Below are 22,324 nucleotides of genomic sequence, written 5' to 3' on the forward strand. Positions count from 1 at the left end.
CAATTATTTCCCTTTACTTCGCATTCCTGAAAAGGAACCATAGTTTTATCTTTAATGCAATCCATCCCAACAAGGCATATACTACCAGCAGAATCCCCAGATGTCTGATATATGGTGTTATCAGCTCAACAGATCCTTTTTGAATCAATAGAATTTTAAAGGCTTGCAGAAAGGGGGTAAGCGGAATAATATTTGCCAGAAACTGCACAAATACAGGCATGGCATTAAGTGGCCAGGTAAATCCGCTGATAATGAAAGCGGGAGAGGCTATTACCATTAATACCTGTGTAGCTTTTAAGGCATCCGGAATCAGAATACTCACAAAAACTCCCATAAATGAAACCGAACCTACAAAAAATGCAGTAAGCCATATAAAGCTCAGAATACCTTCCGGTAGCGGCACATTAAAAAATATGTGCATGAAGTAATATATGCAAACAATTAGTATGGAGAATGTCCAGATGGGAAGTACCTTTATTAGCATAATTGGAAATGCCCATCTGCGCATGCCGGAATATTCGGGAATAAATGAACCACGCTGAAATTCGGCAGCAAAGCTAATTGCAAGCGCCAGTAGTATCACCTGTTGCAGTACTACTGCCAGCATAGCAGGCCACATAAATATCAGGTAATTACTGGTAGTATTGAAAAGAGTGATGTAATTCGTTTTAAATGGCTCATACTGCGTAGCAGCCTTACTTGCCGGCATCCCCATTTTTTGCAATCCCTTAATGGAAACTCCGGCTGAAAAGGTACCAATAGTCAGTTGTATGGCTTTGGATGCAAAGTTAGCTGTCAATACATTACTGGTATTAACGTATACATTTACCTCAGGATATTTTTTCTGAAGAACGTCGGCCTCAAACCGGCTTGGGATCATCACTACAGCCGCTGCTGCCTTTTTAATTACTTCATCATTTACATTAGGTGGTTCCTGAGTATATTGAACAACTTTAATACTTTTATTATCTCCCAGCATTTCTGCCAGCTGGTTCGATAGTGGGGTGTCGTCTTTATCTATAACTATAACGGGTATATTTTCTACTTTACCACTTCTATATACAAAGCCAATCAGGGTAGCATATAAAATTGGTGCCAGGAAAAAGACCGAGCGCAGGGTAGAGTTACCCAGAAAAAGCTTAAACTCCCGTTTCAACAATCTCAAAAATTCTTTCATGCCTGATTATTTCAATATTACTCTTGAGTTTACCAGTATATCTTTAGCTTTATTCATATCCTTTGGTTGCACTTTAACCTCGTAAATAGCCTCATCTGGCTGATAGTCGGGATAGGCCGTCGTAATATCGGCATATCGGGTAAGTTGTTTAATATAGGCAATAGTTCCGTCCAGTTCTTCCTTGGAATACATGGTCTGTATCTTCACCTCCTGACCTTTTTTATATTTTGAAATCTTGCTTTCCGGTACGGTAAATCTAAACCAGGTACTTTCCGGAATATAGCCATTGAATAGTGCAAATCCTGCTGTAGCTAATTCTCCGGGGTTAAGACTGATAGTTTCAATTTCCATATCGTTGGTTGCAATAACATATCTTTCAGAGTAGGCTACATTAGCTTCCTGTAAAGCACCTCGTGCCTGTGATGCCTGGCCGGCGGCCATATCTACCTTCTCTATACGTGTTCCCTTTTTTACATCATCCAATTCAGCAACTACCGCATCATATTGGGCTTTGGCACCCTGTAATTTTGCATAAATTTCATCATGCGCCTGGGGCGACATTAAACTGTCGTTAAACATATTATTGGCTCTCTCATATGATTTCTGTGCAAACTCGTATTGTTCTTTAAGTCCTTTATATTTTGCCTGTAATTGCTTCAACTGATCCGGAGTAGCACCATTGCGGGCCATTTTCTCCTGTGCGGTAGCAGCGTTTACCGCTCCCTGAGCCTGTGCAATTTTGGCCGAAACCTCCGGTACATCCAGTAATGCCAAAGTATCACCTCTTTTTACTGTCTGGCCTTCCTTTACATATATATTCAATATTCTGCCTGTCACCTTTGGCGCAAAGGAGATCACATCTTTTTTAGCTTTCCCTTCAAATTGATCAGTTTTTTGTTTGGATGATGAACAACTTGCCAGTATCAGTGAACAGACTAAAAGTATATGTGTAGTTATTTTCATCTTATAGTAATTAGTTTGAATAATGTTGCAGGTATCAATACAGTTTATTAATATCCAGTTCCTGAGTAGATCTCATTAACTCTATGGCCGCCCTGCGCTGATTGAAAATTGCATTCTGATATTCCAGTTCTACTGATTCAAGATCATTTTCTGCTTCTATCAGTTGAGTTGATTTAGACATTCCGTACCTGAACTCTTTTTCTGCCTGGATTAATGCATTATTGGCAAGTTCCTTTTCTTTCTTCCTGAACGTAATCTGTGAATTGGCAATGTCGTAGTTCGACTGATTATTAGCCTGATTCAGAGTAAGCTTGCGAATAGCGTCGTATTTCTGGATTTGTAGCAGCTCCCGGTCGATACGTGCAGTTTCTATGGCGTGTTTGCCTTCCTTACCATCGAAAATCTCCCATTTAAACCCTATCCCGGTTGTTAGTAATGGAAAGATATTCAGATTGGTAGGCCTCCAGTCTAGCTTTCGGCCAGGATAATTGATTGCCGGAATAGGAGGAATAATATCGTTGGATGATTTAATTCTGTTGCCATATAATCCAACATAATAGGTGGAAGCCATTAGCTGTACTTTTGGTATCCACCAGGTTTGTTCTGCTTTAATTTTAAAGTCCGATGCACTGATCCCATGATTTAACGCTCGTATTTCAGCGCGTTGTTCAATTGTTTTTTCGGGAGGACGAAGTATGATAGCCGTAAGTTCCGGTTCAATAAGTTGTAATCTATCATTGCTGATGCCTGTTAATACTTCAAGTTGAGTGAGCAGTAATTGTTTTTTACCCTCATATTCTACTATTTTAGAGTCGAGGGTGGCCTGTGCCAGCTCTATTTTTTTGTGATCATATGGAGTGATCAGCCCATATCCTAATGCTTTATCGGCAGTTTTGCGGTTGGCATCCAGTCTTCTTTTTGCTTCATCCAATACTTTTTTAGATTGATGTACCAGTGCCAGTTGGTCATATGCTCTTGAAATAACAGCAACTACATCGTCGGAGGTTTTTTCCAGTAAAACATTCTCTGATTGCCGTTTTTCCTGTAAAGCTTTGCTGAGTTGTTTTACCTTTCCTCCTGAATATAGCAACATTTTGGCATCAGCCTTAGCCAATCCGGAAAATCCGGATACATTGATGTTGTTGTTGTATTTTCCTTCAGGAATGGTCAGAAATGGCTCCAGGTTTAGCTCTGGAGAGATAATACGGGCCGTTGCATTCAAATATCCGCCCATCCCGCTTACCTCTAAAGTAGGGAGATAAACATCCTTTAATTTGTGTTGGTCCAGCTCCGTTAGTTTATTTTTGGTCTGTTGAGTCTTGAGGTCTGCATCCCGAACCATAGCACTGTCTAGCAGCTCTTTGAAGCCAGGTGGCGTTTGTGCTTTGGCGTAGTTATAAAATATTAATGACAGGAGGAGGAATGACAGCTTGCTTTTCATTGATAAACACTTTTTTGGTCACATACCTGCAACATAGCCTATAACTTTGAATTAACAATGAAATAGAGATTGATTTCTTTTAATCATTAAGTAGAAATCCTGATCAATACTCATGATAGGGCTTTGTGAAATCGAACAGTTAGATTCTATAGACCTTGAAAGAGGAACTCAAAGAACCTAATTATTATCCTATAGTTTTTAATGGCCAGGCAGTTTTTTCTGTAGATTTCATTGAATATAAGTCAATCTATCTGACAGTTCACTTTCTGAATGATGTAATAATGTTGGGTGCAGGACTGATTATTGCATCTGATTCAGCCTGGAAGTAGCAGAAGGATTATCAATGAGGCGATCTATTTTAGAATCTTTTATCAATGAAGTTATATTGGGAAGGTAATTAATAAACCATCCAGGTAAATCGTTAAGGTTTAAACAGTATACAACTTTATTATTTAGTAATTGAGCGAGTAAAATATGATTGGTTTCGGATGTATCAATTATTTCAAGAGTATCCAGAATATTATAATGGATGTTTAATTTCTCGAGGTTCCCGTAAAAGTTATCTTCTATAATATTTCTGGGTACATAATGACCGCCTTCTTTCGTTCGGTCTATCACCCTTAACTCTGAAAGATCTGGATTATCAAGCCCAAGATATAGCATGTTAACAGTATATCCGGCCTCTCTGAATCGTTTGGGAACATCCCAGGTTGCATTATTGGTGAAATGTCCTTCATAGACAAAATTATCCCTTGTAGTTAGGGCATTCTCCACAAGAGTATCGAATGTAAGTTCTACAAATGCCAGAGCAATTTTTTTTGCCTCCTTATGCGCACGAATTCCCTCTGACCATAAAGTCCTTTGCTTTTGCATATATAATTTATCACCATCAAAAATGGAGTACTGTTGTTGAATTTTCAAAGGTAGGAAACCTGCACCAACAGAAGATTTGCCAGCTCCATTGGAACCAGTAATTATATAAAGGGAAGGCATTAAAGCTATGGTAGGTTATAGCGCTCACGGACTTTTGCAGCTTCAGTACTTGTGAGATCCCGAATAAGCAAAAAATCTCTATTATTTGGCGCTAGGGTCATAAGTGAGATTTTACCGCTAGGATACTCAAGGTAACACTGATGAGCAGGGAGATCCTTGGAGTTTATCATAAACGGTAATCCATTTGAAAACTTTGCTTGTCGAAGGTTTCTTACTGCGATATTACCCCGTATTTCAATTGGATTATTCATTTGTAATATAATGAATATCAGTTAATTAATTATTTGATATCTGTTACAAAGATACTGTTTTTTCAGCGTATTCAAATAATTTATACCAATGAACGGGTATTGCAGAGCGAACTTTTTCTCTTAGAAGTATTTTATCAGTTTCACAATTTTATGTTTTTGAATTCTACAATTTAAATCGATGCGAAAGTAACATTTGGGTATTCCAACAGCTAAAATAGGATTTAAAAAAAATGAGTATAACAAACTGTTAACAAAGTTTTAAATAGCCATGTATTCCTTAATAAAAAAGGAGGCTACCAAAATCAGTAGCCCCCTTCAAATAAAAACTACGCTTTTCCTCTGAATACATCAGTAAACTCAAATGGTGCGCCAACTGTCTGGCCCGGACGTCCGGGAAACGGTGTTGCAGCCAGTTTCTGACCTATCAGCTTAATATCATACATCAATCCAAGTGTGTTATTGATGAACGATGGCTCTCCGTTAAAAGTACGATGCAAGCCATGCAGCAACTTGGAATAGTAGTACGCAAATTCTTCTGCCATGAGTTTGATCTCCTTTTCATCCTGAGTGCCATTTGGTAACTCTGAAAGCTTGGTATTCTTTGAAATTGGGAATACTTCACTCTGATTAAAAGGCAGTGTGCCTTCATAAGCATAACCAAGCTCTGAACCCGGATCTTCCACCAATCGTTTTCCAAGATATACTTCATTAAAACGATAGTAGTGGGCAATACCACCACCAGGCCTGATTGGACTGGAGGTTGTTCCTTCTCCCTGCTCTACAATAATATCAATTGCACGTTTGGCATCTTCTTTTGTGTAGATTGGGAATAGTTGATCTGGGGGATAAAAAGAAGTAGTCATTTGCAGACTTGGGTCGCCAGGGAGTTTGTCATTGGCCAGTTCATCTATCTTATCTTTGATAGCTGCATAATACTGACCGATGGTTGCAAATTGCTCTGCTCTCATACCCATTGCACTCATTTTTATTGGAAAGTCAATAGGGTTTTCTGGTTCTTCAATTTCCATGAAGGTATTCTTAACCACATCTTTGGTAAGCATTTCCAGATTTACGATTAAACCTTCGTTGATCCCCATTGGCAGTGGGCCCGGGTATGAAGGGATAAACTCCGGTTTGTCTATCGCCGGATGTCCGCCCAGGGCATTGAGAATATTTGAGTCAATTGCCATGTGCAGCATCTCATCTATCACCACCGAATGTATTAATTGGTATACTTCCTTATTCTTTTCAGGCATAATAGAGAGCATAGCAGTCAGGTAAGGCGGAATGGTGGAGTGTTCCAGCTCAATTGCCTTCTGAACGTAGAAAAACAGGTCCTCTAATTTGGTACTGTTTCTAACTCCTTCTAAAAGTGATGGATTTATTAGTAGCATAATGATTTACTTAATTATTAGATTGAATTTCTAAAATGGTTTCTGCTGCATCAGTTCCTACTTGCGGCAATGCCTCTGCTGGCATCGATTTTTGCAGTGTTGCTTTTTGTAACTGCGCACTTAATTGTTTATTGATTCTTACTTTATCTGCTTCCTCAGGAGCCCTAAAACCCTGTAGCGCTCTGGCATTTGCCAGTACTTTTCCTGGTTTCGGATCTTTGAGCCATTTGATCAGGGTATCCATTTTGTTTTTAGATAAATCACGGGTAACAGGCATGTATACCGGATCATTAAAATCCCTGGTAAAAGCAAATAACAGAATGTCTTTATGCCTGATAATATCATCCATTTTGCTCATGTCCATAATATGCTTGCTCATGATCGGATAAAGATTTCCAAACTGCAGCCATATATGTGCAACATCCGTCCAGGTTGGGTTGGCAGGAACATCATACTTGTCTCTTAAATGCACGCACAGGAAATCCTCACTGCACTGATCAAAGTATGGTACTCCGTTTAAGGTATACGGATACAGATATATTTGTCCTTCTACATACTCTCTGAAATTCCCGGGATCTCCAATAGCGGTAAGTGTTGCATCGATTTTCCCGTTAGCTCCGGTTTTAAGTGTTGATGGATAGGTAATCTTTCCAACAGGTACATTAATAGGTGGAATTTTAGCTGTAGGTGGATTAGGATCAGATGGAGGTCCGCCACCCTGATCGTCCAATGGGTCCATTAATGTAATGCCAATGTTGGCATTTGGTATTGGTTTCCCATATCTGTAAGCATAAAAGGTAGTAGAAAGTGAGTTTTCAGGATCGAGGCGGAAAATATTCTGGTCTGCTCTCATATAATATCCACCACGTGATTCCCGACCGTAAATTACCAGTACGCCGGATTCCTGTTTCAGGAGCAGCAATTGATTATTCTGCAATAGAGTCATTATCTCCTTTGTGAGAGGTATGGTGACTATACCTCCGGTAGTATCTAACCAGTTTTTGTCTGGGCTGATACTGATAATTGGTTCTACGGCTTGCGGTGAAATAGAGTATTTCTGAGTATTAGACATCTCAATGTCTACTGGTACTCTTGAAACGGCAATAATTATATCAGAAAAGTTCTGATTGATGTCGCCTAATGGTCCATTAGTTGGGTATGAGTTACCCAGGTCAAGTGTTAGTCTGTTTCTTTTCTCATCAACTATAAAGTTGCTATAGAGAAAGTAAGTAGAGGTGCTGGCAGGTGCATTAACCGTTCCATATAACCTTCTCGTAGCAGGAAAATAGAAAGGTTCATCTTGAATATAAGGGCTAATTGATCCCAATACCCGGCCTAAAGCAAATCTACCGTCTACATGCGTATAGTAGTAACCGTAGGTATTTAAATTAATGGATAGGCGGGTAGGTGAGGCGCTCTTCATAGCACTAAGAATGGGTGACTGTGAAGCCTTTTCTCCCCATTGCAAATTTTCCAATACAGAAGTAAAGCTGGCGCCGCTAGGTTGCCTGTTTCTGTTGTAGTCTGTATCGCTTGCGTTATTAGGATATTGCCTTCTGTTAATATCCCTGAATCCTACAGGTGAAATTTCACCTTCGAGTAATAGTTCACCTTCAGCGGTAGATAAACGTACTTTTACTCCATAAATTGCAGATACAATTTGCATCTGAGGGTCCAGATCCAGCATCTTCCCGTTTGGTCGATCTGGTGAACCGGTTACAGGTAATCCAATTAGTAAATCATCCTTTTGGTTTTTCATTACTTTACCATCAGGAAGATATCCCTCTTTTACCGTGCAGTTAAGAAAGCGGAAATTAGCACCTCCAACAGGATTCCACCAACCATTATAGGTCGGTAAATCTTCTGGTTGCTGAAACCTGGCTTCAAATGAGTCATTGTCGTAATGACGAACGTCGTTATTCACAGTGGAAACATCCGATTGGAAGTCCCCAGTGAATACAAATCTGGGATCATGTAAGTAAGACATTGTTAGGGCTTGTTTTGTGTTTATAATCGATTTATTTGAACCATAGGAAACTCCTTTAGCATAGCTGCGTCGCAAATAAAATTTTCATGAGGAGAAAAATTTCAACAGGTACTATTTTAACTTCCTTATACTTTTTTGATGAACAACAGATTTAATGATTGCTCTTTTTGCTCGATTATTTTTTTCAAATCAGGGATTGTTTTAGCATGAAATAAAAAATTTAAGTGGACTAACATTCTCTATGATTGAATTGTTCAAAAAGGAATAAAAAAATTCGAATAATTTTTTATAGATCGATGAAACCTTTTGTAGATAAGAGTTGTGTGGAAATTAATTTTTTAAAATAATTGTATTTATTATAGTTGATGTCAAGCAAAAATGTTTCAAAGTTTTTTATTTATAACAATTCTTGTAGATAGTTTTGATAGGACTAGTTTTATTGACATCAACAATTATTTTTATTTTTTATTAGACGAATTTGAAATAAAAGTTATCTTTATTTTACTATACCTAACATATGTTACCTATGCGTACTTCAATAAAAAAATTCCATCGCTTTTCAGGTATTGTGATCGCCGGATTTCTTCTGTTACATTTATCAAACCATTTGTTTGCACTGGGTGGACCAGAATTGCATATAAAAGTTATGGAAATGCTGCGTCCTGTTTATCGATTCTGGCCAGTTGAATTTCTGTTGTTATTATGTGTAGCTTTCCAGGTGGTAAGTGGACTAACACTGGTTTTTACAAAGCGAATCTTTAAACAACCTTTATATGTAGTAATACAGGTAGTGAGTGGGTTGTATCTCGCCTTTTTCCTGATCTTTCATGTCAGAGCCGTACTGATGGGGCGTTATTTATGGCATACTGATACCAATTTCTACTTTGCTGCCGGCGTTGCAAATCGTTATCCAGAGAAGTTGTTTTTTATTCCTTACTACTCTTTATCTCTAATTTGCATTTTCGCACATTTAGCTTGTGTACATTATATCAGACGTAAGGAACAACTAAGTAAATCAACCCTGGTTTATTCTAATGAGAATATAAATGCTATCTGCAAACGAGAGACATTTATTATCTCTGCAGGAGGGGCTGTAATTACTCTGCTAATTATGTTATCTCTGACTGGAGTACTCTATCCTATTACTTTTCATTAAATATTGAAAACAAATTATGCCAAAATATACCGATAAATATCTTACTCCCCAACAAGTGGATGACTTCCTGAAATCTAAGGAAATTGATTCCACTTATCATGATTTGTTTAGAGAGCGACTGGAAAATTTTTTTATGGAAGTAGAACTGGAGGGTGATGATAGTTACTCTAAGGATGAATGGGGCAATTCTGCCTTAAAATATGGTCATGCATATGTAACGGCATATGATAAACTTCTGAAGGCAGGACATGGTATTCTCTGGGCCTCTGCATATGCACATCAGGCCTGGCTGAGAGATGAAGAAAACTCATTTCGTGAAGCCTGGGATACTGTTTATGATGAAGACGAACAATTAGCAAGAGAAGAATTAGATATCTATTGCAGGGGTTTAAACTTAAATGAACATTATAAACAGCGCTTTATTCTTGCGGTTACTGAAGATTTTTATAACCTTAGAAAAGCTCTCGAAGTAGCAGCAACCTGGAGTTCAACTTATCAAAAGTTGATTAATACCGGCAAAACAGAATTTTATGCAAAGTTATATGCAGATACAGCAGAAGTTTTTTCACCTGTATATACCGAAAAGTATGTAAATACCTACCAAGCAGAATTAGATAATGGTAGGGATGATAACTACGCTGAAGTTAAAGCCAGTTATGCCGCCGATATGTATGATACCCGGGATAGGTTTGGTGCTAAACTGAGTGAAGAGAAGAGAGATGAAATTGAAACCGCAATCAAAGGGTATATAGATGGATGGGATTATGCTCGAAACCATGGCCTGAAGCAGGGGTTCGTAGAATGGTACCAAAATACCTATATGGAAAGATGGATGATACCTGAATTATCCAAACTAAAAGGGGAGGAGCTGACCCAAAAAATTGTTGAAATTTCACTGAAAAGATATAATGAAGCTATCGAAAAAGAACAAAAAAGAGGCTACAAATAATAGCCTCTTTTTTCATTAATTCAGAGTTTGGTTGTAAAAGCATTAAAGCGGGCAAGCAAAATTGTTGATCTCTGTATAATCCTGGCTTACAGAATTGTCAGACCATTCATAATGATAGGTGCAGGTCCAGCGAGTTGGGTTAGTACCAGTTTTAACAGATGATGTGTAAACTTTTATTCCTGTTTCACATACATTGTTAATACATTTCTTACTGATACCTGTACAGGATGTGCAATCCACTCTTTTAACCTTCTTGGTAACAGCACTGCTCCTATGACTTCCTGACAGTACAGCGAAATTTACTGCCAGGCCAAGCAACAGTGCCTGTGAACAGATCAGAATACTTTTCATAATTATGAAATTTGGTTAACGAATACAGTAATTTAACTAATCACCCTGTACCCCGGTTATAAAAAAAATGCTTAGTTATCATGTATTGCTTCTGTCAAACACTGCATTGCCAGCACAGTTAAAGTGAATAAGAGTGCTCTTATCCAGGATATTCAATGGTTTAGCCCCGAATAAAATGAAAGTCTGCTGTACCTGTATTGCAGTTGAGCAATAATTGAATATTAAAAATGTCTATTTTATACTATTCACCATTTGTTATACTTTCCTTTAGTAGCTTTGGCGCGATTATCTAAACTCATATACCTATGAAGAATTCAGGGGCAGCTAAATGGTGGCTGGCAGGTTGTTTATGTGTAGCATTCACTCAAAATGTAAAGGCTCAGGATCCGGAAAAAGTCAAGGCAACTATTATCTATCAGATGATGGATCTCGATTACAGGATCGCTTTTATTCCTGGAAATAAAGACACTGATTGCAGAACTATTTATGCCAATCAGGCGAAAGAAGAGTTTTTAGAGTTTAAAAAGCTGTTGGAACCCAATTTGTCGTTATTTAAACCCGGGCAGCAAACCAGATTGACAAACTACCAGAAAGCCCTGGAAGAAATATTGCTTACAGATGTTGTTTTCAACACACTTAAAAAACCAAATTATTCTACCAGTAAATCAATTGATGAGCCGGAAGCTGCTGTAAAATTCTCTGCGCATCTGCATAACATGGCCAGAAACCTGTTAATCGATAATCTCGAGAATATCTATAACCTAGATCTGGTACTGGCTATTTCTAATCTAAGTATTGCTTCTGAGGCAGTGGCACTGCGTTCTACCTCAGATGATTGCCGTGCTTATGCAAGCAGTCAGTTAGAGGCCGGCAAAAAGAATCTGGATAAACTCTATCAGGCAGCTAAATCGAGTAATAAACCAGAGGTAAATAGTGAGATAGAAAAATTATTGGTGCTTTTCAAAAATAATGCAACAGGTATTCCTGCTCAAACGGCCGAACTATATAATAACGGGTTGATTAAGCTTTCTCCCGGAGGTAAACTGGCTGCAAAAGAAGCAAGTCGTTCTGCCAAAGAAGACTTACAGAAAAGGGAAGTACGCTTGAAAATGTTATACCCTACTACCAAAGTATACCTGAATGCAAAAGTAAAACAACTGAAAGAAGGTGAAAAATATCAGGTACAGCTCCCATCTATTGCAGATACCTGGGCGGCTCAACATGCCATTTATATCAGTTCAGATGCCAAGGCTGCCAAAAAAGGGGAGACTCCTGATTATACTTTCAAAATTATTACACCGGGAGTAAAAGACTTTAAAATTGAGGCTCCTCAATTTGCACAAGGCACTGTAAAGGCAAATGTGATGTTTCATCCTACAATTGAAGTGCGTGGCTACTTTGCAAATATCTACTACCACTTTCCGCTGAAAGTAGAAGTATGGAATAAAGCCGGGCAACTGGAGAAAACAATTGTTGTAATAGGTGAAAATGATTGGCTGGGGGATATGTTCCATGCAGATTATCTCAGGGATCAAAAGCCTGAAGAACAAAATTCTGTTGCTACCATTCGTGGATTCGATAATATCGAAATGGCTAAGAAAGGTATTGAAACGGAACGTGAAAATATTATCAGAAGATTACAGCAGAATAGCTGGATTGTATTGGCTGATTATATTTCAAAAGCTCTTACTACTGCATATGGTAGCGATAAAGTAAGCAACTATATGTACCCGATATATGGACTTAAAGATGCAACACCGGAGCAGGCAGAATTAGTGTCGCTGATCGACAGAACCAAGGAAGCGATTTCAAATATTGGCGATAAAGATAAAACTGCTGCCAGCATTAATACGCTGAAAGGCATTGTTACTGAATATGAACAACGATTAACCGGCGACGTTACTCCAAATATGAAAGCATTATGCCTTATGAACGCTGCCCAGGCAGCTTTGCTGTCTGATCAGATCAATAAGTCGGTAGAACTTTACCAGGCTTATCTGTCGGTAGAAAAAGACAATATGGGTATGCAAATGAGCTATGAAAAGGTAATACCTAGTTACTATTATCGTGGTGTTATGGCCGATGGGAGTGTAGATCCTATTGTACTTAGAGAACCTCCTGCTAAATTCAGGAAGTGGTAGGGTATTAATAATATTAATTTAATGATATTGGGCTATCCATTTTTTGGATAGCCTTGTTTTTTATAAATTTCAATAAATTAATATCCCTTTACAATGAAAGTATGGACAAACTCTATGAAAGGAGAGGATAAGATCATTGCCCATGTTGATGATATGATCTATAAATGTAACCCCAAAGCATCAGAGATAGATAGTGTGGTTTGGAGCCTTAATCAGAATATTCCACCTACACAGAATATGTTTGCTATTCCAGTTTCTTATATACAGGAGATCAGATGGCAGGAAGGCAATAAATACCTGCAGGTTTTCTTTCGGGGTTCAGAAGAACATTTGATTGTTTTAGATGATTCCAGACGTAAAGAAATGTATGATTATTTCCGTAACACAATTCCTGACTTTTTTAACACAACAGATTATTATACTAAAATTGAGGCAGCAAAGAAGCCTTTAATTGCCCTTGGAGTGCTGGCTGCATTATTTCTGCCTACCCTTTATATGGCAGCAAAAATGGAAGCTACCGGAGGTATGGAGGCTTTTTCTACCAGGGGAATTTTTACTGTTATTTTAGCCCTTGCTGCACTTGGAACGATTAAAGTAGTTTTGATATTCGGTAGTCTGTTGGCAATTACCGGAGTTTCTATAGTTAGAAAAATGAAGCAACCTCCGGTAATTCACCGATTGATTAAGACAATAAAAAAGCCTGTAGTGAATTAACTACAGGCTTTTTTCAAGTTTTTTAAACCTTATTTTTTATCAGCTCTCAGGCTGAAACCAATTTCAACATCTTTACTGATCATCCAGTTTTCAGGGCTGCCTTCAGTTTTGTAGCTGATACCCCATGCAGATCTGTCGATCACGAATTTCGCAGTTGCAGTTACTTCATTTCCATTTACAGAAACCAGTGCAGGGAAAGTGATATTCAGTGTACTGTCTTTCAGTGTCAGGTTACCGCTAATCAGGTTGGTAGCACCAGGCACCAGGCTTTGTTGTTTAGTGCTGTCATATGGTGCAACAGAAGTAATTTCAAATTTAGCAGTTGGGTATTTCTCAACATCAAAGAAATCACCGCTTTTCAGGTGACCGTCCAGATCAGTTGATTTCTTGCCTGCTTCTGTTACAGATGCCGGATCTGTAGTCAGAGAAATCATGTTTACGTTAAAATTACCACCTGTAATTGCTCCATTGTCAACTATCAGATTACCATCTGTTACTTTGATTGCGCCAAAACGAGGTGCAAATCCACCTTTGTGGGTAGCACGCCATTGAACAGCTGTAGTAGTTGTATCAATTGCATATGTAGCTCCGGTAGCTGCTGAAACTTCCTGTTTTTCTTCCGTTTTAGTCTGATTTGCTGCTCCTCCGCCACATGCTGCAAGTGCAAGCATCATAATAAGCGCTGGTACTGTTTGTTTCATAAAAATTGACGTATTTATATATATGAGAGTGCTAAGTTAAGCATTTATAACTAATTATAAATTGAAACATTGAAAAATGTCAATATTATAACAATTGTTTAAATGGAAAAGAAAGATTTGTATTATGTATTTGTAATATATAAGGCAGTGTAAAGTAGCCTAATAGTGTATAGATGATAGATGTTGCAACATTAATTAAAAAAAATGAGATAATTGAGTTTATTGGTGGGTTAACAATAATATTACTTAAGCCAGACAACTCAGGTATCTGGCTTAAGTAAGAAATTTTACAGACATTCATCCAACAGATAAACGATGGATTCGTAATTTTTTCCTGTGGCTTCAGATAACGCCATTTCACAGGTTTTGGAGCTGGAGTAATAACCATCAGCATTACAGGATTTTACCTCCGTAGCTTCCGGTAAGGTAGCAGATTTCGTTAGCTCAGGGAACAGAAACCCACGATCCCCGGCCATTCCGCAGCAACCCGCATTCACCGGTACCGTAACTTCTTCTGATAACTGTTTCGCTATTTTTAGGAATTGATCTTCCTGCCCCGTCTTTTGCAATGTACAAACCGGATGTAACACTATGTTTTGCATCCGCTTCTTTATAGTAGCTCCAGGTAATACATAGTCTGAAATAAAATCGATACTATCTATAATATTCAATGCATCGAATTTGGCTTTATTCTCTGCATTGAGCTGTGGCCTGCAATGTTTAAGCGTATATGTACAAGAGCTAATATCTATTACAATGGGCCATTTCCCTTCTTCACTCCATTTCCACAACTTACTGATCGTGTTATTTGCCGTGTGCTCAAAAGCCGTAGGGAATCCTTTCGAAGAAAAGATCTGTCCGCAACAGGTTCCATTAATATCGTCCGGCAACACCAGCTTAATATCCCGTTTCATTGCCAGACTTACCATTACCTCCGTCATATTCTTCTTATCGGCTGTGGAACCACCCATAGTCCGACTGATGCAGGTAGGGAAGTAGATCACCGTTTGATTGCCATTGGTTTCCCTGGCCTGGCGACGAGTTTTGCTAATTGAGGAGGGCGAAATTTGATTCGACCATAACGGAACCGCAGGAATTACTTTCTTTATAGCTCCTGTTACTTTAGTTAATGTATTCCTGCCAAGTACCTTATTAATACCGGTAGCTGCACTCACTGCTACTTTAACAATACCTTCCGTAGCACCAAAGTTTCTGGATACTGCAAGGGCTATTGAATTGGCAAATTTGTTATGGTTTTCATTTCGCAACCGTTTCACCAACGATCCGGTATTAATATCTACCGGACAGGCTTCTGCACAGAGTCCGTCTACCGCGCAGGTAGAAAGGCCTTCATATTGGTACTGCTCTAACAGCTCCTTATACTCTGCTTCATTGGTATGCTTTAATCGGGCTATTTCCCGCCTTGCCACAATTCTTCTTCTTGGAGTCATGGTAAGGTTGCGGCTTGGACATTTATATTCACAAAAACCACATTCCATACATTTATCCACTTCCTCTTCCACCATCGGAAGATCCTTTAAATTCCTTATATGTGCCTCTTTATCCTGGTTGATGATCACCCCGGGATTCAGCATCAGCGCCGGATCTACTACTTCCTTCACCGATTTCATAATGCGGTAGATGTCTGGCCCCCATTCTGTTTCTACAAATGGAGCCATATTTCTACCGGTACCATGTTCTGCTTTTAGCGCTCCTTTATACTTGCCTACTACCAATTCAACTACTTCCCTGATAAACAGATCATAACGCTGAACTTCTGCAGCTGTATCAAATGACTGGGTTACTACAAAGTGAATATTTCCGTCTTTGGCATGTCCGAAAATAATTGCTTCGAGGTAGCCATATTTAGAAAAAAGCGCTTGCAAGTCAAGGATCGCATTGCCAAGTTGCAGTACCGGCACGGCTATATCTTCCAGTATAACAGTAGACCCACTTTTTCTGATAGCTCCTACTGATGGAAACATTCCTTTACGTATTTTCCAGAGGAACGCCTGCTCTTTCGGATCATTTGTGAATTTAGCAGGGATGGCCAGCGGAATCTGACTTTGCCGCTGATAAAAGTCTTCTGTTTTTTGTTTTACTTCTTCTTCAGTAAATCCCTGGTATTCTATTAACAATGCTGCACCGGTAGGAGGGAGTTGTGCCAGCAGTTCCGGAATTCCCTTCAGATGTAGTACTGAGCGCAGTGATGCATTGTCCATCAGTTCAATAGTTTCTGCTCCGGTTTCTGTAATGGCTTCTATGGCACTACAGGCAGCTTGTATGTCGGCAAAGCAAAGCAGCGATGTTACTTTAACCGGATAATCAGGAACCGTTTCAAAAACTGCTTCGGAAATGAATCCGAGTGTTCCTTCTGCTCCAACCATCAACCTGGCCATTATATCTAATGGTCTTTCATGATCAATGAAGGCATTTACTGCATATCCTACGGTATTCTTGGTTTTATATTTACTACGAATCAGGTCATACATCAACTTATCTGCGAGGATTTCATTTCTCCATTGAATAAGCCTGGCAGCCAGTTCGGGGCATTCCTGTTCAAAACGTATATAATCTTCCTGGCTTTCAGTAGTGAAAGTTTTGCCGTCAGGAAGCATGAAGCGGATATATTTTACTGTATGATAAGCATTCTTTGAAACGCCGCAACACATACCACTGGCATTATTGGAGATAATTCCACCTATCATGGCAGAATTAATGCTGGCCGGATCAGGACCAATCTTGCGTGCATACTTTTTCAGCATTGCATTCACAACTCCTCCTGTTATACCTGGCTGAACCCTTACATAAGCCCCTTGCTCCTCAATCCTGATGCTATTCCAGTTCTTGCTCAAATCTACCAGTATACCATCTGTGATCGATTGGCCCGATAAACTGGTGCCGGCCGTTCGGAAGGTCAACGGAATATTATGCGCCAATGAGAATAGGAATAGATTCCTGATTTCTTCTTCAGAAACAGGATTTACTACCGCTTTAGGCTTAAGGTAGTAAAATCCGGCATCCGAGGCATACGAAACTAAATCAATCAGTTTCGTAAGTATTCGTTCGGCCGGCAGCAGGGATTGCAGTTTTTCTTCAATGTTCATAATGACTTATCATTTCCAGACGTGAAAAGGAGCATCTATTAAGCGATGTTTCCGAAGTCTAAAATTAATTCAAAACCAACAACATATCATAATTTCTTATGCATAAATTGTAAACAAATTACTTTTATTTTAGTAAACAAACTTAAAATGACGCAGGAAAATAATATAAATATATCATTCTTTTTGCCTATATTACAATCAGAGACGTGCCGATTTCAGAGCATTTTAACTATATCATGAGATCCCTCAAAAAACTATGTCAATGTTAATTCCTTAGAATGGTTTTAGCCCTTTAGAATATTTCATTTATTAATAAACCCCTATATCGCTCATGTTTAGTAATGCAGCTTTTGATGTATTTATTGGACTTTTCTTCCTGTATTTGATTTATAGCCTGCTCGCCAGCTTATTGCAGGAAATCCTCTCCAGACAATTAAGTCTACGTACCAGAAATCTCCAGAAAGCAATAAAAATAATGTTGGAAGATCGACCAACCACGCTGGATGATAATAGCCTGAAGAATACTATGTATAGAACTTTTTCAGTGTTTTCCGACTTTTGGCAACTGTTTAAAAGCTTAAAGAAAGGCTCCTTTGTTAAGGCCTTTTATGATCATCCTACCATTAAATATCTCGGTGAAAGTGTGCTGAAAAGAAAACCAGCATATATTAATTCAGATACCTTCTCAAGAACGCTTTTACAATTGCTAAGAGGCCCTGAGTATGATGGAACTATTCCTGAATCCATAATGATAGAACAAACGCTGTTCAACAACCAAAAACTGGTGACCTTAATGGATAAAACTGAAATAGAGATTGGAAAGGAAACATTGGTTCAATTACAACAGCTGTTCAGAGATGCCAGAAAAGATGTCGACAAATTTAAATCGCTCATCGAAAATTGGTATAATGAAACGATGGATAGAGCTACAGGATGGTATAAACGACAAACTCAACTGCTGCTGTTTATTATCGGATTTGGAATTGCCTATGCTTTTAATGCAGATACAATTGCTATTTATAAAATTTTATCAAAAGATAGAACGGCAAGAGAACAACTGGTACAATTGGCTACCCAGGTTCCAGCGAAGTATGGATCAACAGTTAATGATGTCAGTGATGATAACTTAAAAAAATCGATCACCGATAGTGCATTGCTGCTTGCCTACAGATCTGCTGCTGCCGATGCTGATAATGCAAGTATGATATTATCGCTGGGCCGTAAAAATATAGATAGCTGCAAGGTATGTGCCCAAATGCAAAATGAATTAATTAACGAAAAAGATACTTTAAAAAGAACCAACCTGCAGAAAAAAATTACTGCCTATAACAAAGCTTATTTCTGTACTAAGAATGAATACCAGAACGATGAAACTTTAATGTGGACAGGCTGGCTCCTCACTGCACTGGCCATTTCAATGGGCGCTCCATTCTGGTTCGATCTCGTAAGCAAACTGGTTCAGATACGGTCAACAGGTCCTAAACCCGCATCAGCTGATAGTAACATGACCGGTACCCCTGCTAATACAGCGCCCGGTCAGCCTTCCATCGAGCAGGAGCAAATTAAAATCGTTAATCCAAAAGGGTAACATATGAGACTTACTGTTTGCAAACCTTTAAATGAAAGGATTGGTGCCCCTTCGATCAACTCTCAGTCAGTAAATGTAAAAATGCCGGGCGAAACTATTGAAATCGTAAACATTGTGTGGGGTGATGTATTAGATGGTAATGGCATTTGGTATGTATCCGATCAGGGTTTTTATTATTGGAGCGGAGGTTTTGCCGAAGTGAATTTTGTGTTGGAGGGATGTGATATCAATAATTACACCGGTGAGGCAAAAGCTGGGATACTGCTCCAGTTACAGGAAGCAGTGCATCAACAATTAAAGCTCAAAGTAAATGGATATTTAGGTTGCGGGTTTGGAAATAAAAACTATGAGGATAACCATCCGTTTTCAATGCTGATTTATGTTAAACATAAGTTAGCTGAAAACAATCCTGACCTTAAATGCCCGATTGTAAAAGAAATAAGATTCTGGGGATTTAAGATCCTGACAGATGTTATGGAAAGTAACTTATGTGAGTTATTAGGCCCTATGCCCGTTGGTAGCAATCCTAAATTGGAAAAGAACTACCCTTACCTGGTTGGAGGAGGCATATTAAATAGTGATGAAACCTTCAAAGGAACACGATTTATTAAAGCCAAGATAAAACGAGATGATAATATTTCAGATTATTTCCTGTTAACTTGTTGTCATGTTGTTTTCCCTTTTCTTAAAACAAATTTTGAATACAATAGAACTAATAGTAAGCCGGCTACTGCAAATTTTCCACTAAGTGATGAGTGTATGAGCCATAGAATTGAAAAAGCTGTATTTAATAATGACTTGGATTTTGCTGCTATCCTAATAGATGCTCCGGATATCCAGAATATAATTGATGGGAATGTTATCGATGATTATTTCGGAATCGAGGACATTAATGATCTATATCAGATAGAAGTTGTGATGGTAGGCTTCGTATCAGGTATCAGACGAGGAAAGGTAAAGGGGGTATTTAAAAAATGTCCTTTAGAACTGGACAATGGTGAGTTCCATGAATTTAATAATGTGATCTTAACTAATAATATTTCAGTCAAAGGAGATTCAGGCGCTCCTGTAATCGCTAAACTTGGAAATGAATATAAACTGGTTGGAATGGTAGCAGCAGGAAATTCTGATGATACCTGTATCCTACCTTTTTATTGCCTGGCTGATAACAAACATAAATATTCACTAAAATAATTCCCCATTTCATATGAAACAAAGTATTCTATTATTACTTTTTTTGCTTCAAAGCACGTTTTTATTAGCAAAATCACCTGTTAAAGAGTTTACTAGAATCACTGATGATACTATTCCTGACTTTGTGTCGCGAGAATTAAATTACGACGCAAATGCAAAATGGCTGAAATATAACGGAAAATATTACTTCAATTATAGTCAAGAAAATAATATTACCATTACTGGAATGCCTGAAAATGCTGTTCCAACAATATTGAAAGGGCTAAGTATAGTACACAAAATTGGTAATGGACACTCGGAAGATTCAATAATTCCAATTCCTGAAGTAGGGAGGCATGGCGCTGTATTCAAAGAGGGGAAATTTGCAATACAGCTTTCCAGTATCATAAGTGCGGCAAACCTTAAGGAAAATGATCAGTTTGAAGTGTCTTTAATAAATCCAAATAAAACAGACGAGGGGTTTAAAGCCACATTTATTTATAGAACAAAACCCAAAGTTGAAACAACTCCAAAAACAGAAAATACGAATTGCGATCTGGTAGCTCCATATTTTATACCCACTGCACAAACAGAAAATTACTGGCGTAGTCAAGGGCAGATCGGTACTGGTCAGCATCCCCATCCGATTCTTGAAAAGCAAACTGGTTGGGCATTAGTTTATAATTATAGTAATGTAGATCCTGTGGCAGCTTATAAGCGCGTTTGGGGAAAGGTCAATACAGGTAGTGTTGCTATTCCAATGGCTAAAGGTAATACTTCGAATAGCATCTCCGGATTAACAAATGTAGAAGATAAAAATGAACTAAACGAAAAAGTAAATAGTAAGGTCCAGGAATTGGAAAAAGAGAAGATCAAAGTTACAGAAAAATATATGGTTGCCGGCCATACCTCCAAAGCAAGAAAAGAAGCTGTAAAAGAATTGGGGAAGATAGACGAAAGCATTTCATTTCTAAAGTCAATATCCAACCCGGCATATAGTGCAGCTCCAACTTCTTATCTGCCTTATAATGTTGTACCGCCTTTCAGTAATGCAAAGCATGTCAAACATTTTGCACCAACTGTAAGCCGCGACTTATTAATTTCTGTTTCAAATTTCCATCCTTATCGCGATAGTTTTTCTCTGGCAATTAGCTATAACGACAATTTTATGGATCAGGCTCAATTATTTACTTCCACCTTTGCAGGTCTGTTAGGAAATAATGCTTCTTCTGAAGCGTCTAAAACAGACGATAAAGACAAAAAAACAACATTGCAGAGTGCCAAAGTCTCAGAATGTTCCCCGTTAGAAAAGTTTACAGTTTTAAGAAACGATCTGAAAACATATTACATGCAGAAATTTAAAACTGAGCAGTTGAAGCTCGAAGAAATTGAAAGAGGGCTCAGTTTTATTCGGCTACGCATGGCAGATTCAGTCCTGAAAATTTCAAATGCCTCGGAACAGGCGATTATTAAAAGAGGACAGGACCTGTTAGATGAACAGAAAACTTATACTGCTTCACTATCAGCTTACCTCGATATGGTAAATGATGCAGCTTACTGGTTCGGAAAAATCAGTCACTATAGTTTCTTCGATACCCGGAAAATTCGTATACGCAACCAGGATGAGATCAACATCACGCTTAATAAATACAGAGACGGAGTATTAGTCACCCCTCAATATGAGGCGCTGCGAACCTACAAAACTTCTGGCGGCTTTAAACTCGATTTCAGCGTTGGCTTATTTGGCAGTGCGTTAATGGATCTGAGCTACGCTGCTGTTACCACCCCGTATATCGATACCATACGGTTCCGCGACCCTAGCGGTGCTGTGAGAACGGATACAATGGGGATCGATTCTACCAATCGGTATAAAATTACAAAAGACGGCAAAGGTAATTTTAATATAGGCCCGGCCGTATTAATGCATTTCTACTGGCGCACAGGTATCGACATTAATGTTGGTGGTACTGTTGGGCTTTCCATTAATCAATCCGGACAACCGCGCTACTTACTCGGAGGCAGCTTGTTACTGGGCCGCGATAGCAGATGGGTAATATCCTATGGTGGTGCATTTGGAACTGTGAAAGCATTAGGTACCGGATTAAATGAAGGAGATTTAGTGAAGTCGGATAAATTGAATAATAACCAGGTGCCACTAATCGATAAATGGAGTTCCAGCTGGTTTTTCTCTGTCAGCTTTAACTTTGCCGGATTTAGCTTAGGAAGTAATAAATAATA

Annotated in this window: 16 protein-coding genes; 7 read left to right on the plus strand and 9 right to left on the minus strand. The window is 38.6% G+C overall.

Annotated elements, in window-relative coordinates; genetic code table 11:
* Window positions 1-13: 13 nt before the first annotated feature.
* The 6 genes from DVR12_RS22800 to DVR12_RS22830 form a co-directional block, all read right to left on the minus strand.
* Window positions 14-1,177: an ABC transporter permease gene (locus tag DVR12_RS22800; protein WP_116978120.1), complete on the minus strand. Its 1,164-nt coding sequence runs from the start codon at window positions 1,175-1,177 to the stop codon at window positions 14-16.
* 6 nt (window positions 1,178-1,183) lie between these two features.
* Entirely contained in the window at window positions 1,184-2,140 is a 957-nt protein-coding gene (locus tag DVR12_RS22805) for an HlyD family secretion protein (RefSeq protein ID WP_116978121.1), read from the minus strand.
* A 34-nt stretch (window positions 2,141-2,174) separates the two neighbouring features.
* Window positions 2,175-3,581 (minus strand): TolC family protein, encoded by a 1,407-nt coding sequence (locus DVR12_RS22810; protein ID WP_116978122.1) that lies wholly within the window; start codon window positions 3,579-3,581, stop codon window positions 2,175-2,177.
* Between the two features lie 300 nt (window positions 3,582-3,881).
* The gene (locus tag DVR12_RS22815) at window positions 3,882-4,574 is read right to left on the minus strand and encodes a zeta toxin family protein (RefSeq protein ID WP_116978123.1); all 693 of its coding nucleotides are present in this window, start codon (window positions 4,572-4,574) and stop codon (window positions 3,882-3,884) included.
* 577 nt (window positions 4,575-5,151) lie between these two features.
* On the minus strand, window positions 5,152-6,219 hold the full coding sequence (locus tag DVR12_RS22825) for a ferritin-like domain-containing protein (protein ID WP_116978125.1): 1,068 nt from the start codon (window positions 6,217-6,219) through the stop codon (window positions 5,152-5,154).
* A 10-nt stretch (window positions 6,220-6,229) separates the two neighbouring features.
* Window positions 6,230-8,206, minus strand: a complete 1,977-nt coding sequence (locus DVR12_RS22830; RefSeq protein ID WP_116978126.1) for a hypothetical protein — start codon at window positions 8,204-8,206, stop codon at window positions 6,230-6,232.
* 526 nt (window positions 8,207-8,732) lie between these two features.
* Between DVR12_RS22830 and DVR12_RS22835 the strand changes: the two genes are divergently transcribed.
* Entirely contained in the window at window positions 8,733-9,362 is a 630-nt protein-coding gene (locus DVR12_RS22835) for a hypothetical protein (protein WP_116978127.1), read from the plus strand.
* Window positions 9,363-9,378: 16 nt separating this feature from the next.
* Entirely contained in the window at window positions 9,379-10,311 is a 933-nt protein-coding gene (locus tag DVR12_RS22840; RefSeq protein WP_116978128.1) for a hypothetical protein, read from the plus strand.
* Between the two features lie 42 nt (window positions 10,312-10,353).
* Here DVR12_RS22840 and DVR12_RS22845 read toward each other — a convergent pair whose 3' ends face one another.
* Window positions 10,354-10,662 carry a hypothetical protein gene (locus tag DVR12_RS22845; RefSeq protein WP_116978129.1) on the minus strand — a complete coding sequence of 103 codons (309 nt, stop codon included), beginning with the start codon at window positions 10,660-10,662 and terminating at the stop codon, window positions 10,354-10,356.
* 305 nt (window positions 10,663-10,967) lie between these two features.
* Between DVR12_RS22845 and DVR12_RS22850 the strand changes: the two genes are divergently transcribed.
* Together DVR12_RS22850 and DVR12_RS22855 are read left to right on the plus strand one after the other, a co-directional pair.
* Window positions 10,968-12,803 (plus strand): hypothetical protein, encoded by a 1,836-nt coding sequence (locus tag DVR12_RS22850; protein WP_116978130.1) that lies wholly within the window; start codon window positions 10,968-10,970, stop codon window positions 12,801-12,803.
* A gap of 93 nt (window positions 12,804-12,896) precedes the next feature.
* A complete protein-coding gene (locus DVR12_RS22855; RefSeq protein ID WP_116978131.1) occupies window positions 12,897-13,517 on the plus strand; it encodes a hypothetical protein in 621 nt (206 codons plus the stop codon).
* A 29-nt stretch (window positions 13,518-13,546) separates the two neighbouring features.
* Here the strand turns inward: DVR12_RS22855 and DVR12_RS22860 are convergent, their stop codons facing one another.
* The gene (locus tag DVR12_RS22860; protein ID WP_116978132.1) at window positions 13,547-14,218 is read right to left on the minus strand and encodes a YceI family protein; all 672 of its coding nucleotides are present in this window, start codon (window positions 14,216-14,218) and stop codon (window positions 13,547-13,549) included.
* 287 nt (window positions 14,219-14,505) lie between these two features.
* Window positions 14,506-17,325: an FAD-binding and (Fe-S)-binding domain-containing protein gene (locus DVR12_RS22865; RefSeq protein WP_116978133.1), complete on the minus strand. Its 2,820-nt coding sequence runs from the start codon at window positions 17,323-17,325 to the stop codon at window positions 14,506-14,508.
* A gap of 331 nt (window positions 17,326-17,656) precedes the next feature.
* Here DVR12_RS22865 and DVR12_RS22870 point away from each other — a divergent pair, with 331 nt between their 5' ends.
* The 3 genes from DVR12_RS22870 to DVR12_RS22880 are packed head-to-tail and all read left to right on the plus strand — an operon-like array spanning window position 17,657 to window position 22,322.
* Window positions 17,657-18,913 carry a hypothetical protein gene (locus tag DVR12_RS22870; protein WP_116978134.1) on the plus strand — a complete coding sequence of 419 codons (1,257 nt, stop codon included), beginning with the start codon at window positions 17,657-17,659 and terminating at the stop codon, window positions 18,911-18,913.
* Between the two features lie 3 nt (window positions 18,914-18,916).
* A complete protein-coding gene (locus DVR12_RS22875; protein ID WP_116978135.1) occupies window positions 18,917-20,107 on the plus strand; it encodes a serine protease family protein in 1,191 nt (396 codons plus the stop codon).
* Window positions 20,108-20,120: 13 nt separating this feature from the next.
* Window positions 20,121-22,322 carry a hypothetical protein gene (locus DVR12_RS22880; protein WP_116978136.1) on the plus strand — a complete coding sequence of 734 codons (2,202 nt, stop codon included), beginning with the start codon at window positions 20,121-20,123 and terminating at the stop codon, window positions 22,320-22,322.
* Window positions 22,323-22,324 lie beyond the last annotated feature (2 nt).

This window comes from Chitinophaga silvatica (assembly GCF_003419895.1).
GTDB classification, from domain to species: Bacteria; Bacteroidota; Bacteroidia; order Chitinophagales; family Chitinophagaceae; genus Chitinophaga; species Chitinophaga silvatica.